Below are 13,248 nucleotides of genomic sequence, written 5' to 3' on the forward strand. Positions count from 1 at the left end.
ACAGAGCATGACCGCACCGGAAGATGTTGCTCCGCTGGAGGAGCCCTTCGAATGTACCCTCGACTTCCAACCGGGCTGGATCGACCTGACCCTGCGAGAGGGAACCAAGGCCGAGGCCGCGGTACTGGCCAGGAAAGTGGTGAACAGTCTCAACCCGCTCGGCCTGGAGATCGAGAAAAGCGCGGCCTTCGATGACATGGTGGACAGGGCCGTCGACCTGAATGAAAATATGCCCACTCTCGCGGCAGCGTATTACTCGGAGGCGGGAGAAGCTCTGGCTAATCTTTTGGTTGATTCGTATGGCGATGAGGGTGTTCCACGCCCGGGTATGGATGATGTCATCCCGCTACTCCTGAAATGGGGGAACGCCAAGATCCTGGGTGAGGTGCAGATCACCAAACTCGATCTAGCGGGTGGACCCGCTGTGCGCGTGCAAGCGATGGCCCAGGTGAAGCGCATGTTCGGCTTCGGTCGAAAGATCGCCGAATTCATCAAGTACGCCGTCTTCCCACCTGATATGCAGAGCCTCATCATCGTCACAGTGACCTGGGAGAAGATCGCTCTCACCGAACAAATCACAGAGCTGGCCGACGAAGCGGTTCGGACCTTGCGGATCACTCCGCTCGGACCCGGTGGAGGTAAGGAATGAAGACTGCCGGCCAGTTCAACTCTCCGCCCAAGGACTATCACCTTGTCGTCCCTGACGGTTGGTTTCGGCTGCTGCTCGAACCGGACCAGCGTGATCGGAGCATTGTCGCCCTCGCCAACTTGACGTTTAGTGGCAGGGACGACGTCCCTCATTTGAAGAGAGAGTTCATGCACGACCTTCAGCGCAGAGCGAAGGGCGCGTACAGAGTTGGTGGCACCGAGCTCTACCTCTCCACAATGACTGTCGGTCCCTTGCCCCTTGCGTCCTCGCTTCTGATCAGTGTTCCCTCGCAAGACGAGTGGCCGCAGGTCTCCGACGTGGAGGAGTTGGCGGAACACATGGCCGACAAGGTGCTCGGAGACGACCATGAAGTAGGTGTCGCGGAGCTGGCGGCCGCGGGTAAGGCTGTGCGACAGCGTAAACGCGAGGCGCCGGACTCTGCGGCGCAGTTGGGGAACACTCTTCCGACCACGACGCTCACCTACTACGTGCCGATTCCGGCCACCACACGTTGGCTGATGCTGACCTTCTCCACCCCCGTCGACCCGCTCGCCGACCGGATGGTCGAGTTGTTCGACACCGTCGCAGGCACGTTGTATTGGGAGTGATGAGACAGGTGGACGGTCTGCCCGGAAAGCGTGGAGGGGCCGGATTCGCGACGATTTCCGTGGTCGTAGTGGGCGTCATGGCCGCTGCCGCTGTGGTCCTGCTGGCGCTGGGTACCTGGAAGTGGCTCGTCCGTACGACAGCTCCGATGATCCTTGACGGGCCCGCCGGGCCTTGGGTCGTTGGCTGCGCTCTTGGCCTGGTCACCGCCATCGGTGGTATCGGTGGCCTGCACTTCGCAGCCGGTCCTCCCGGTGGGGCAGTGGTGCGGAAGGCCGTCCAGGGGGTGGGCACCGCGGCCTGCGCGATTGCGGTGCTCGGGCCGCTCATGTACTTGCTTGCGGCGCTTCCGGGCAGGAATTGCTCTTCCACTCGCGACGGGTGCGCCTACATTCCCGGCACGGGGAGTGCGCTCGTCGCTTATGCGGTCAGCGCCGGTGTCCTCGGGTGGGTCCTTCACCGCAGGCGTGTCGGCCGGTTGGAGTCGCGGCGGGCCGAAGAACGCGAGCGTCTGCGGAAGTTGCGTAAGCGGGGCAAGGGCAGGAGCCGGGCAGCGGGTGGCCGTCGCCCTTGATCCGAGGAATGTCGGCTCATCAGGCGGACAGGGTCGACCGGCGGCCGGACGACGCCCTGACGTCGGCAGTGTGGTCCTTCGGGCTGGAACGTGCCCTGCGCTGAAGCCGTTCACCGGGAGCGGGCGGGATGGGCGGTCCGGCCAGGATGGGCCGCCCACCCGGCGGGATGTCAGCGGTTGACTGCCTGGATCTCCTGGACGGTGACGGCCTGGTCGCTGCCGAAGGTGGCGTCGGGCAGGTCACCGCCCGCGCCGCCGGTGCCGGTCCAGGTGATGTCCCAGGTGATGGTGGCCCGAAGGCTGAAAGTGCCGTTGCCGGACGAGCGGAGGTACTTGACTCCGCAGGGCGGCGTCCGGTCGCCGTTGCCCTTCGTGTATTGCTCGCCGATCGAGCCGTCGTCGTTGATGGCGCACTCGGCCGAGGCCGGGTAGGTCTCGGCGTCCGCCGTGCCTGGTTCGAGCTTGAGGGACACGGGTTTGGCGGTGGTGGTGGCCTGGATGTTCACCCCGGCCGCATTGAGAGCGGCGGTCACGGAGACCTCTTTGAACTTGGCGCCGTCCAGCCAGGCCCAGGTGGGGAGGTTGACCTTGGTGGTGTTCGCCGGCGCGAGAGAGACCTTGGTGGTCGGCAGCTGGACCTGGTTGTAGGCGAGTTCGGCAAGGATTTGCGGCGTCACCGCGTTTTTGACGGCTGGAGTGTCGCCGTTCTTCACCCAGAAGGGCAGTTCGTTGCAGTTCCAGGCGGCCTCCTCGTCGAGGCGGCTGTTGTCCTGGACCGGCAGCCACCAACTGCCCTCGCCCTTCTTGTCGAGGTTGTATTCCTTGTACTTGCCGTCCTTGTAGCTGTCCCGGTACTGCGCTTGCGCGGCCCTGGCGTAGTTGGGCTGTCGGGGGTCGTTGGTGACCGTGTCGTACGCCTTCTCCATGCGAGAGGCGAAGTCCTCAGCCGTCATCGGCTCGTACCAGCAGGCCGGAGGGGTCCAGTTGCCGACGGGAGTGGCTGCTTTGGACGAACCGCCACTTCCCCTGACCGAGCCAGAGAACGTGATCTTGGAGGCAAGGGTGCCGTCCGACTGGCTGTTGCTGGTCTCGTAATTTCCCTGCGACGCCTCGCCATGGCCTTTACCCGCCAGTGCAGGGCTCGGGAGCAGGGCGAGTACGGTCGCGCCGCCGACTACCGTGACATATATGGCGCACTTTCTCACGGCGTGCACTTTTCATCGCCCCTTACGGAAATCAGCTTGCTGGTCTGCCAGATCCCGTCCCGATTCTTGTCCAGTCGAGTGTTGTAGAGAACGTAGGAATCCTTCGTCACTGCGGACTTCTCGACCTTGCCAGTCTTGCGATTCTTGTCGAACGCCTTACCCTCGTCGGAGCAGTAGATGAGTCCGACTGCGGACTTGCTGTACTTCGACAGCTGGGGGTTGTAGTAACGCGTCGTGCCGGTGACCGTGTAGTCGTCGTCCGTGTAGCCCTTGATCCACTTCGCGGCGCCGAGAAGAGCATCTCCCGTGTAGTAGAACGGGATCGCCTTCGAATTGAGATCGTCGCCGGTGATAGCGGCGTCCGTCGCGTCGATGCGCCGCTTCGCGTCGGCCAGCGCTGCTGCCTCTGCCGGATCGTTCGAGGTCCAGCCCTCGTAGATGTTGTGCACGTCGGAAGGCAACGTCACCTTCGGGCGGGTGGTGTCGTCAGCTGATGAGCTGGGAGAAACGGACGGCGTCGCGCTGGCGCTGTCGGACCCCGCGATCTTGTCGTTGGTCTTGGAGCTGTCGTCCTCGCTCCCGCAAGCCGTCAGCAGCAGGGCCGCGGTCGCGGCGAGCGCGGCGGCAGCGGGCAAAGTACGGCGCTTCACAGTGGACTCCCCGTGAGACTGAAGTTCGTCGAGAACGCAAACGCTATCGGTGGGGTTCCTGATCTCGCCAGGGTGAACACCCTTGTGGAATTGGGCAATTGCGGATGGGTCGGACTTCTGGGGAGGTGGGGTGAGTCTCGATCGTGCTCGGACAAGCAGGTCAGGGCGATGCCTGCGGGCAGGTGGCGGACAGATTCGGGTGCGGAGCCCTGTTCCGCCGTTGCCAGGGATTTCGATTCGCTATCGATCTGTTCGGTGCCTTGCGTGCGGACATGGGGGCCCGAGGGTGAGGCTGGGGGCATGCCGGGGTCAAGTCGCCCGGGTCTTGGCGGACTTGGCCGTGGGATGCCGTTGAGGCCGGTGTGCCGACGGCCTGTAGGGCGTTCGCGATCTTGGAGAACCGCCCGTCGTTAGGGTGATCAGCATGGAGAACGAAGCGGCGCGAGGGTCATTGACGTGGCGTGTCCCGGGTGCGGTGGTACGGAGATACGGCCGTCGAGCAGGCGCGCACCGGTGAAGGCGCGGTGCGTGATGGCCTCTTCGGTGGCCTCGAACCGGGCCCGAACAAGTTCGGCGACGGGTGGCTGCACTTCGCGGAAGGCATGGCGCTGACAGTCGTCGGGGTCGGCCTTGCCTACATGGGCGTTCAGCAGGGCAAGCCGCTGTATCTGGTCGGGGGCGTGCTGCTCGCCCTGGTCTGCTTCTTCGGGACCTTCTCGGTCGTACGCGATGACGCACGTGAGAAGGCTGCCGCCGAGGCGGGGGCGCCACGCGCGCTGCGGCTGTGGCGGCCGGCCCGGTACCGCTACGGCTGCGCTTCCGTGTTCTGCCCGGAAGGCGAGCCGTGGCAAGGGGTGCTCACGCCCGAGCAGTTCAAGGAACTCGTGTGGACCGAGGCCGGTTACGCGGACCAACTCCCCGTGGGAGACAAGGTGAGCGGGGCCGAGGTCCCCACGGACGTGCTGCTGGGGCGGTCTTAGGCGGTACCCGCAGTCGTGGTCCGACTCTGGGAGCGGGTTGTCGCGGGCTAGGGGCTATGTGTGCGTCGGCAAAAGGCACGTGCGCGCCGGGCCGTTCCACGTGATCCGCGTGCTGCGCAGGGGTGACTCGACGGGCGGTGGTCGGTCACCTGGCGTGGGGAAGAAATAGGCACCAACGGGCTTATATCGTGGGCCAGTTGGTCGGATCTCGACAGAACGTCAACTGGAACCTTCACGAGCCTCCTGGGTAGCTTTGGTTCGCTGGAGTTACCCCCCACCTTGTCAGGAGTCCAGAGTGAATCGCCCCGCCCGGCTCGGCGTAGCCGCGCTCACCGCATCGGCGGCCCTGCTGCTCACCGCGTGTGGTTCCGGAGGCGGCGGAGACTCGTCCGCCGACAAGATCGAGGGCGCCGGTACGGGCGCGACGACATCGGCGTCGCCGTCGGCCTCCGCTTCGGCGGACGGCATCGACCGGCCGGAGATCAAGCTTCCCGGTGACATGAAACTGGTCGTCGAAGACCGGCAGACCGGTGACGCGGTGAAGGACGCTATCCTCGCGGACAACGAGCGGGCTGTCAGCACCGTGTGGCAGGCCATGGCCCACAGCGACCTGAAGAAATCCGGCATCGGTTTCTACTACACGGACACGGCATTGGCGGGTGTCTACGAGTACGCCAAGGGAAACATCGACAGAAAGACCAGCTGGGCTGGGGCCCTGCGTTATTACGATCGCAAGGTGTCCATTTTCGACAAGACGTCGGGCGCTCTGACGTATTGCGTGGACGAGAGTAAGGCGGACGTCAAGGATCTCAAAACCGGCAAGATGGAAGGCACCAAGACAACATCCGACAGTTACGTCTACTACAACACCGGTGTCAAGAAGAACAAGAACGGCGTCTGGCAGATCTGGAGCCTCAACGAGGACCGGGGTGCCCAAAGGTGCCAGCCGTGACGCGGTGTTTCACCACGGTGACTCTCACCGTCACGATGTCGATCCTGGGGACCCACACTGCGTTGGCCGGAGACCTGGGTGGCACAGGAGCCCAGACCTCGGAGTCGTCCGCCAGTTCGTCGCAGCAGTTGCTGGAATCGCGTGTCAGCTTCACGGTGAAGGGTGCATCCCATTCGGACGGCGGCGGCACGGTCACGTCCACCTCTGTGGACTGGCAACCTCCGGCCTGTTGGTACGAACCGTACTGGGAGGCCAAAAACTTCAAGACGTACAAGGAAGCCCTGTGGGACATGTACCTGGCGGTAGGTGGTGAGCCTTCGGGTATCGCGGATGCCAAGGAGTATTACAAAGAGGGGCATCCGTACAAGGATTTCAACGTCGCCAAGAACGACGACGGAAGGTGGTGGGTGGCCGTCGAGAACCCTGAGATGGAAAACGATCCCGCATCCCATACCTGTAAGCGTCCTCCTTTCTGGGTCAACAAGGGCGAAGCCCCGAAGGTCCCCCAGGCCATCGACACCGAGACCCTCGCCGGGCTCGCCTATCAGCGGACCTCTGTTCCCGGCACCGAGATCTCCACGGCCCCGGCGGGCAAGTCGACGGTGAATCTGCCGACGTGGATCTGGTTGGACAAGGCCACCTTCAAGACGGTGTCCGTCACCGCGAGTCTCCCCGGTACCGGTCTGTGGGCGACCACGACCGCGAAGCCGGTCAGCCTGCACATCGACCCCGGCACGGGTGACGCCGAGACCCTTCCCGCATCCGGCGAGTGCACGATCAACGGCGACGGGTCGATCGGTGAGCCCTACGCCAAGGGCAAGGGGAACGGCACCCCGCCGTGCGGCGTGACATATCTGAGGGCGTCCGGAGACCGGCCGTACCCGCTCAAGGCGACTCTGACCTGGCAGATCACCTGGAAGGGCGCGGGCGGCACGGGCGGAGATCTGCCGAACGGCACCTTCGCGACGACCACCGACGTGCCGGTACGGGAGATCCAGTCCGTCAACCGGTGACCCGGTGAGAGACGGCGCCACGACCGACGTCGGCCGAACCCTTGCCGTCGGCAGGGGCCCGGCCCTCTCTGTGCCCTCTGCCCTTCAGGCCTCCGCGCCGATCCGGAGGCTTCTGGCGAAGTCGTCGATGGCGTCGAAGGACGCTTCAAGGAGGGCGGGGTCGTCGTAGTGGCCCTTGAGGACCAGGTCGACGTCGTGGGCGGCGTCGTTCCAGGCATAGGCGACGGAGAGCATCACGCCACCGTCCGGGCCGGGCCAACTGCGCAGGCAGCGCAGGCCCTCGCCGAGGTGGGGCGAGGTGAACGGCGTGGTCTCGACGCGCTCGCTCGCGAGGGCGGTCGTCGGGTCGGGTTCGGCCAGCATGCTCAGGTGCAGCGCGCTGTGTTCCTCGTCGCAGGCGAACTGCTTGGTGAAGAACACCAGAGGCGCGGCCTGCGGGGGCATCGGGCCGAACAGGAACGCCTGGTCGGCCTCGACACGGTGGCGGAGCATCGCGGCGGAGGCCGTCAGGAACTTCCTCAGCCGCCGCCTCTCCCGCCAGGTGAGCTTGCGTCGGTGGAGCATGGCGACGGCGTCGAGTTGCAGGTCCAGCCACTGCTCGAACTCGGACGTGGTGCCGCCCAACGGCATGGGGAACCACTGAGCGGGGTCGGAGTCCGTCTCGACGATCATCATGCGTAGCTCCATCGGAAGGTCGTCATCACGGCGTCGAAGAGCTCGACGAGCGTCTCGGCGAACTCGGACTCGGCCCGGGCGATGACCGAGATCGACACCATGTGGCGGACCTCGGCGCGGATCTCCTCCGGATCACCGGGTACCGGGTCGGACTCGCTCAGCGGCTGCCAGTCGGTCGGGCGGCGCCTGGACGTTGCTGTCACGTGGCCGGTTTCTTCTTCTCGCGCTTGCTCAGCTGGTCGTCGAGATCCTTGAACGCGGTCCTGGTCCCGGAGACGAGCTTGCCGACCGAGTCGATGCTCTCGACGAGCTTCGTGCGGTAGTCGTCCCAGTTGTCGACGAAGTCGGCCATGGCGTCCGAGATCTTCGAAGATCCCCAGTGCTGACGCATGTCGTCGCGGCGGTTCTCGATGTCCTCGAAGGTGTTCTTGAGTTTGCCGAGCGTGCGCTCGCAGTCGCTGAGAAAGTCGTAGTCGACGGTCAGGTCGGCTTTGGTCACGGCCCTCGGTGTCCTCGATGTCTTCGAAGGAGCGCCGGAGTTGACGGTGACGTCGGATGGAATGCGGCCGCACTGGACAAGGGCGCTCCAGGAAAAGCCCCTGCAACGCAAAGACTTGGTCAAGGATGCCGATGGTAGTGCACGGCTTCGCTCTTCGTCAGAGTGAACCTCCTTGTGGGCAAGGGGAGTTCGGGGCAGGCGGACGCAGCCCTGTCGGGCGGCGGTGCCTGTCTCGGCGTTACAGATCCCCCGGCAGTGCCCGCCCCGCCTCTCCCGAAGGGCCCATGAGGATCGAGTGGGTTTCGTGGGTGTCCGGGGCCGCCTTGGACGGGGTCCGGACCTCGGCCAGGAGGACTCCGCTGGGGAGGCGGGTGAGGGTCGGGGGGCCGGCATTCGGGGGGAGGGAGGCGAGGAAGCGCTTCAGGCGGGAGCGTTGGCCGGGGGAGAGGTCGGACTCGGGGACCGCGGTGGCGGAACCGGACAGGAGCTGGGCGAGGCGTGCCGCGCTGTCGGGGTTGCCGGTGAACAGGCGGACCCAGGACTCGTCCGCGAACGTCAGCCGGACATCCGCCTCGATCTCGCTGTACGGCATCTGCCGTGCCCCGGCGAGGGCGTCGCGCGGGTACGCGGCGAGGACGTCGGCCTTCTGGAGGGTGCCGTGCCGGGTGCCCAGGAACAGCAGGCGGCGACTGGTGAGGACCAGGTCGGTGGTGTAGCCGTCGGGGCGGCGGGCGGGGTCCAGCTGCCAGGGCACGGTCCGGGCCAGCGCGTCCGGCGCCGCCCACAGGACGGGGAAGTCCATGACCTCGTTCTCGGGTTCCTCCGGGTTGCCCCGGACGGGGACGCTGCCGAAAGGCGAGCCGAGGGCGCCGCCGATGTTCGCGATGATGTTCGCGATCAACGGAATCCCGACCACGAACGCGCGGCCGGTACGGCGGGCCACCCGGTCACCGGTGCTGTTCAGGAAGTGCACCGGGCCCGCGGGCCAGCCGGGCAGCTCGTCCTGGATGTCGTTGCGCTCGGGGTCACGGAACCAGCGTGATCCCGCGACGGCGGGCGAGATCCCGGTGGCGAACGTGGCCGTGGTGCGGATCAGCAGATTCTCGTCGGTGTCGGGGTACCAGTCCATCGGCAGATCATTGCTCCACTGGGGATTGCGAAGTGGCGGGGGACGGGAAATCCACCGAGCCGACGATTCCCGCCATGGCGTGCGAGAACTCCTCCCACTGTTCCACGGAGGCGGTGTCCAGGGTGAACACGGCGGTGTACGGGCCCGTCGCGAACGGCACGTGCACCTGGACCTGGTTCATGACGAGTTCCTCGTCCCGGCCGGACGCCGTGTACCTGCTGTCCATGAGCAGCCGCGTGGCGGTGACTCCGCAGACCGCCGGGCCGCACGGCAGGTCCAGCCAGGTCACCTCGCACAACGGGTTCCGCAGCAGCAGCGCCTGCACGCCCCGGGCGACGACCTCCTGGTCGTTCTCGTCGGACTCGACGACCGCCACCGTCAGCGAACAGTGCGCCACGCCTCCGTCGTCGAGGCTGTAGAGCCCGATGCCGAAGAAGCCGACGCCGTTCGCGAGCATCTCGTCGGCCATGGCGCTGTACAGCGACCCCATGGCGTCCCAGAGGGGCACCTCACCGTTCGGGTAGATGTCCCGCACGAGCCGGTGCGCGGCCGTCGAGCGCTCGTCGGCGGAGAGGGAGACCTCGATCGCGTGCATGCCGTGCGGCAGCCGGAAGGCCATCGGGGGCAGGATCGCGCCCTCGATGGTCAGGCCCCGCAGCGTCTCGGTGCCGTCCGTCAACGTCCTCAGCCCCCGAAGTCGTTGTGGGCGATGGTGTAGCCCTTGAACACGTCGAGCCCGCCCTTGATCGTGGCGTCGATCGTGCGGCCCACCGTGCTCATCGGGGCGACGAGTTCGGCGCTCTTGACGAACGGCAGCTTGCTCGCGAGGTTCAGCCCCTGGGTGCCGAGCAACTGTCCCTTGCGGACGTTCTGCAATCCGCTCTCGACCGCGAGGGTCAAACGACTGCCGCCTTCGCCCAGTTTCACCATCGGGGCGGCCTTGAGCGGGCCGAAGAGCAGGAACGTCTTGCTGATGCTCGTCACCCCCCGATAGCCCTCGCCCAGTTCGGCGGCGCGGCCGACGGCGCTGGCGCCCTTGACCAGTTCGGCGCCGCCGGTCAGGCCCTTGACGCCGGGCAGGACGCCGAGCGCGTCGAACCCGATCTCGGTCCAGCTGACGTCGGCGCCCGCGGCCTTCGCGACCAGGTGCGTCAGGAGCGCCGCGCCGCTCGCGACCATCGCCGCGGCGGCGAAGATGGCGCCGAGGGGTTCGAAGGGCGCGGTGATGATGGCCAGCAGGCCCAGGACGCCGCTGGCCAGGCTGAGCATGTCGCCGATGGTCTTGAAGACGTCCGCGTGGTCCTTGATCCAGTCGCCGGTGGCGTCCCAGGCGTTCTCGATGCCCTTGCCGAGTCTGTCCCAGAAGCCGGGCTCGTCGGGGGCGATGTCGGCGGCTTTGTCGAGTTCCTTGCTGATCAGGCGGGCGGCCCGGCGGTATTCGTCCTCCAGGTCGTGCACTTTCTGGATGACGCCGTCGACGGCGCTGGAGGCTTTGGCGAGATCGTCGCTGCCTTTGCCGTCGGCCTTGTTCTCGGCGTCGGAGCGGGCATCGAGTTTCTCCCCCGCGCTTTTCTCCAGGCGGTCGGCCCGGCCCTGGAAGCCGTGGAGATCGTCGGCCCAGCGGTGCAGGGCGCGGGAGGCCTTGTCGAAGGAATCGTGGCTTGTCCGGACGAGGGGAGTGACGTCCTTGCCTATGTACTCCGTGAAGGCGAGTGCGGTCTTGCCTTTCCAGGCCCCGCATTCGATGCGCTGCAACTCCTTTAGGGCGGTGCCCAGTTCACCGGCCAGTCTGCCGAGTTGCTTGGCGAGGTCGCGGGTGTCGTCGACGCTGCCCGGGGTGGGGTCCCAGCCGATGTGCGGGAAGGACGGGCGCTGACCGGCCACGTCACTTGCCCTTCCGCTGCGGGGCCTTGAGGGACTCCGCGAGGTCCAGGTCGAGCTTGCTGAAGCTGTCCCCGATCTTGTTGATCATCTTGACGGCGCCATGGGTGTGCTTGCCGAGCTGTTTGATCCCGTACTGCCAGTCGTCGGCGAAATCCTGCACGTTATCGACGAGTTTGCTCTCTCCGACCACCGAGGAATCGGTGGAACGCAGCGTGCGGCGTGTGGTCTCCATGCGGTCGCTGATGCTGGAGAAGGTCTTCTTCAGGTCCTGGAAGATCGTGTCTTCGAGGCGTAGGTCTGGCATGGCGTTTCCCCCGCGATACAGACGTCCGGCAAGGGCGCCGACGCTAGCGCCGGGTGGCTGGTTCTCGCCAGATCGAATTCCCTTGCAAAGAGGGTGATATCGGGAATTCTGGTGTCGGATCGGCGCCTATCGTTTACTTCGGCAAGAGACTCCTGACCCTCCCTTTGCCTTGCCGAGCGGACGTGTCACGTTCCACCTGTGAACCCCCCTTCACGAAGTTCACGGACTCATATCGGCGTCCCGGGAGCCATGGATCGGCCGGTGGGGCTCGTGGGACGATCCCGGGGCACGTCGATCGTCCAGCTCTGGGGGAAGCACGTCATGTCGATCACGCGACGGAGGGTGGCCGCGGCCTGCCTTCTCGGCTCACTGGTCCTCACCGTGACCGGTTGCAGCAGCGACTCGGGCAACGGCTCCGACCGCGACGAGATCCAGGGCGCGGGCGGCGAGGCGTCGGCGTCGGTGTCGCCGTCGGCCGCCGCGTCGGCGGAGAAGAACGCGCCGAGCTTCGACCTCCCGAAGGACATCACCGTCACCGTCGACCGGAAAGCGACGGGCGACGCGACCAAGGACGCGGTACTGCGGGACGTGGCGTACGCGGCGCGGGCGCGGGTCGAGGCGTTCGGCAAGGGGACCGGGCAGACCGCCAACCTGAACCGGTACCTCGCGGGCAACGCCCGGGTCTACTGGGTCAACCGGGTCTCGGAGTTCACGAAGGACGGGCTGACGGTGTCCGGCCATTACCGGTACTACGGCTTCGAGGTCACGGACACCTCCAGCGGCGGGGTCGCGGCGCACTACTGCGAGGACCAGAGCAAGGCCTACAACAAGGTCGTCAAGACCGACAAGGTGCAGCGCACCCAGCCGAGCGACAAGGACTTCGTCCTGTACAAGGTGCTGGCCGCGAAGGACTCCGCCGGTGACTGGCAAGTCACGCAGCAGAGTTGGGAGAAGGGGGACGCGACATGCGTGCAGGAACAGAGCTGAGCATTCTCCGTCCGGTGGTGCGGACGGCGACGACCATCGGCCTCGTCATGGCGCTGGGAGCGGGTTTCCCGGCGTACGCGGGGGAGACCACCGGCGGCGACACAGGGGCCACCCAACCCGACTCGCCCGCCACCGGCTCCGGTGGAGACTCCGGCGCCGGAACCATCGGCGCCCACATCCGCATCAGCCAGAGCGCCGTCGGCTCCCAGCGCCCCACCGCCAACGCGACGTCGTCCAACGCGAGTTGGAAGCCTCCCGTGTGCTGGTACGAGCCGATGTACACGGCGAAGGAGTACGAGGAGTTCATCAAGTCCGCGTACAACGGCGCCGGTGAACCCGCCGCGAGTTACGCGAAGAAGCGGGAGAAGGAGAAGTTCCACAACGGCGACAAGGGCCTGTGGTGGCAGGTGAAATTCCGGGACGACGACTACAGCACCGCCTGCCCCGTCACCACCGACAACTGGGAGATCTGGGTCCCGCCCGCCGACCCGAGCCCCGACCCGCACCAGCTCACCCCCGAGACGCTCTCCCAACTCGCCTACAACGCCACCAAGTTGCCGACCCCGCCGGTCGTGCTGAGCCCCGGCGCGAACCGGCTCGTCGTCAACCTCGGGACGCGGGTGAAGCTCGACGGCGACTTCGACCGGGTCTGGACGACCGCCAGCCTGGACTACAAGGGCGTCCGGCTCGCCGCCACCACCGTCGCGACCCCGGTGGCGCTGAAGGTCGACGCCGGTACCGCGGACGCCGACCCGCAGTCGTGCACGTACGACCTGGTCAAGGGCGGCAAGGGGTACACCGTCGACAGCGCGGGCGCCGACTGCGACATCACGTACCGCAGGTCGTCCGGCGGCGGCACGTACCCGTTCAAGGCGTCGATCACCTGGAAGGTGACCTGGACCGACTCCGCCGATCCCGACGGGCCCGCCCGGCAGCCGGCGTTGCCGGACGGGCTGTCGACGACTCGGCAGGACGTCACCGTCAAGGAGATCCAGGCCGTCAACCGGTAACGACGGGGCCGGAGTTCGTCCCTCGCCGGGTGAACGGCGTGAGCGAATCGTGCAGCCTTCATGAACGCAGAGGGAGGGGTGGGGCGGCGGAAAGGGTAGCGCGGGCCTGCGATGAATTCGCTTCCGCACAG

Annotated in this window: 16 protein-coding genes; 7 read left to right on the forward strand and 9 right to left on the reverse strand. The window is 66.3% G+C overall.

What is annotated here, in order from left to right:
- Positions 1-7 precede the first annotated feature (7 nt).
- On the forward strand, positions 8-649 hold the full coding sequence (locus ACIQOU_RS21020; RefSeq protein WP_401538319.1) for a hypothetical protein: 642 nt from the start codon (positions 8-10) through the stop codon (positions 647-649).
- A complete protein-coding gene (locus ACIQOU_RS21025; protein WP_401538320.1) occupies positions 646-1,257 on the forward strand; it encodes a hypothetical protein in 612 nt (203 codons plus the stop codon). The genes ACIQOU_RS21020 and ACIQOU_RS21025 overlap by 4 nt, the downstream gene beginning before the upstream one ends.
- Positions 1,258-1,999: 742 nt before the next feature.
- Here the strand turns inward: ACIQOU_RS21025 and ACIQOU_RS21030 are convergent.
- On the reverse strand, positions 2,000-2,782 hold the full coding sequence (locus ACIQOU_RS21030) for a hypothetical protein (protein WP_401538321.1): 783 nt from the start codon (positions 2,780-2,782) through the stop codon (positions 2,000-2,002).
- Positions 2,783-3,030: 248 nt separating this feature from the next.
- Positions 3,031-3,684 carry a hypothetical protein gene (locus tag ACIQOU_RS21035; protein ID WP_401538322.1) on the reverse strand — a complete coding sequence of 218 codons (654 nt, stop codon included), beginning with the start codon at positions 3,682-3,684 and terminating at the stop codon, positions 3,031-3,033.
- A gap of 524 nt (positions 3,685-4,208) precedes the next feature.
- Between ACIQOU_RS21035 and ACIQOU_RS21040 the strand changes: the two genes are divergently transcribed.
- The 3 genes from ACIQOU_RS21040 to ACIQOU_RS21050 all read left to right on the forward strand — a co-directional run bounded on the left by ACIQOU_RS21040 (position 4,209) and on the right by ACIQOU_RS21050 (position 6,629).
- Positions 4,209-4,664, forward strand: coding sequence for a hypothetical protein (locus ACIQOU_RS21040; RefSeq protein WP_401538323.1), 456 nt, complete (start codon positions 4,209-4,211; stop codon positions 4,662-4,664).
- A gap of 295 nt (positions 4,665-4,959) precedes the next feature.
- On the forward strand, positions 4,960-5,616 hold the full coding sequence (locus ACIQOU_RS21045) for a hypothetical protein (protein WP_401538324.1): 657 nt from the start codon (positions 4,960-4,962) through the stop codon (positions 5,614-5,616).
- A 17-nt stretch (positions 5,617-5,633) separates the two neighbouring features.
- On the forward strand, positions 5,634-6,629 hold the full coding sequence (locus ACIQOU_RS21050; RefSeq protein ID WP_401538325.1) for a hypothetical protein: 996 nt from the start codon (positions 5,634-5,636) through the stop codon (positions 6,627-6,629).
- 84 nt (positions 6,630-6,713) lie between these two features.
- On the opposite strand, the gene ACIQOU_RS21055 is transcribed toward ACIQOU_RS21050, so the two are convergent.
- The 7 genes from ACIQOU_RS21055 to ACIQOU_RS21085 all read right to left on the reverse strand — a co-directional run bounded on the left by ACIQOU_RS21055 (position 6,714) and on the right by ACIQOU_RS21085 (position 11,120).
- Positions 6,714-7,304: a hypothetical protein gene (locus ACIQOU_RS21055; protein WP_401538326.1), complete on the reverse strand. Its 591-nt coding sequence runs from the start codon at positions 7,302-7,304 to the stop codon at positions 6,714-6,716.
- Positions 7,301-7,507 (reverse strand): hypothetical protein, encoded by a 207-nt coding sequence (locus ACIQOU_RS21060; protein WP_401538327.1) that lies wholly within the window; start codon positions 7,505-7,507, stop codon positions 7,301-7,303. The genes ACIQOU_RS21055 and ACIQOU_RS21060 overlap by 4 nt, the downstream gene beginning before the upstream one ends.
- Positions 7,504-7,803 carry a hypothetical protein gene (locus ACIQOU_RS21065; RefSeq protein ID WP_401538328.1) on the reverse strand — a complete coding sequence of 100 codons (300 nt, stop codon included), beginning with the start codon at positions 7,801-7,803 and terminating at the stop codon, positions 7,504-7,506. The genes ACIQOU_RS21060 and ACIQOU_RS21065 overlap by 4 nt, the downstream gene beginning before the upstream one ends.
- Before the next feature lie 238 nt (positions 7,804-8,041).
- A complete protein-coding gene (locus ACIQOU_RS21070; protein ID WP_401538329.1) occupies positions 8,042-8,932 on the reverse strand; it encodes a hypothetical protein in 891 nt (296 codons plus the stop codon).
- 7 nt (positions 8,933-8,939) lie between these two features.
- On the reverse strand, positions 8,940-9,611 hold the full coding sequence (locus ACIQOU_RS21075) for a hypothetical protein (RefSeq protein ID WP_401538330.1): 672 nt from the start codon (positions 9,609-9,611) through the stop codon (positions 8,940-8,942).
- A gap of 5 nt (positions 9,612-9,616) precedes the next feature.
- A complete protein-coding gene (locus ACIQOU_RS21080) occupies positions 9,617-10,816 on the reverse strand; it encodes an enoyl-CoA hydratase/isomerase family protein (protein WP_401538331.1) in 1,200 nt (399 codons plus the stop codon).
- A gap of 1 nt (position 10,817) precedes the next feature.
- Positions 10,818-11,120 (reverse strand): hypothetical protein, encoded by a 303-nt coding sequence (locus ACIQOU_RS21085; protein WP_401538332.1) that lies wholly within the window; start codon positions 11,118-11,120, stop codon positions 10,818-10,820.
- Positions 11,121-11,441: 321 nt separating this feature from the next.
- Here ACIQOU_RS21085 and ACIQOU_RS21090 point away from each other — a divergent pair, with 321 nt between their 5' ends.
- Both ACIQOU_RS21090 and ACIQOU_RS21095 read left to right on the forward strand, forming a co-directional pair.
- Positions 11,442-12,107, forward strand: coding sequence for a hypothetical protein (locus tag ACIQOU_RS21090; protein WP_401538333.1), 666 nt, complete (start codon positions 11,442-11,444; stop codon positions 12,105-12,107).
- On the forward strand, positions 12,086-13,117 hold the full coding sequence (locus tag ACIQOU_RS21095; protein ID WP_401538334.1) for a hypothetical protein: 1,032 nt from the start codon (positions 12,086-12,088) through the stop codon (positions 13,115-13,117). Before ACIQOU_RS21090 ends, ACIQOU_RS21095 begins: the two co-directional genes overlap by 22 nt.
- Positions 13,118-13,248: the final 131 nt, after the last annotated feature.

The organism is Streptomyces sp. NPDC091279 (assembly GCF_044757465.1).
Lineage (GTDB): Bacteria > Actinomycetota > Actinomycetes > Streptomycetales > Streptomycetaceae > Streptomyces.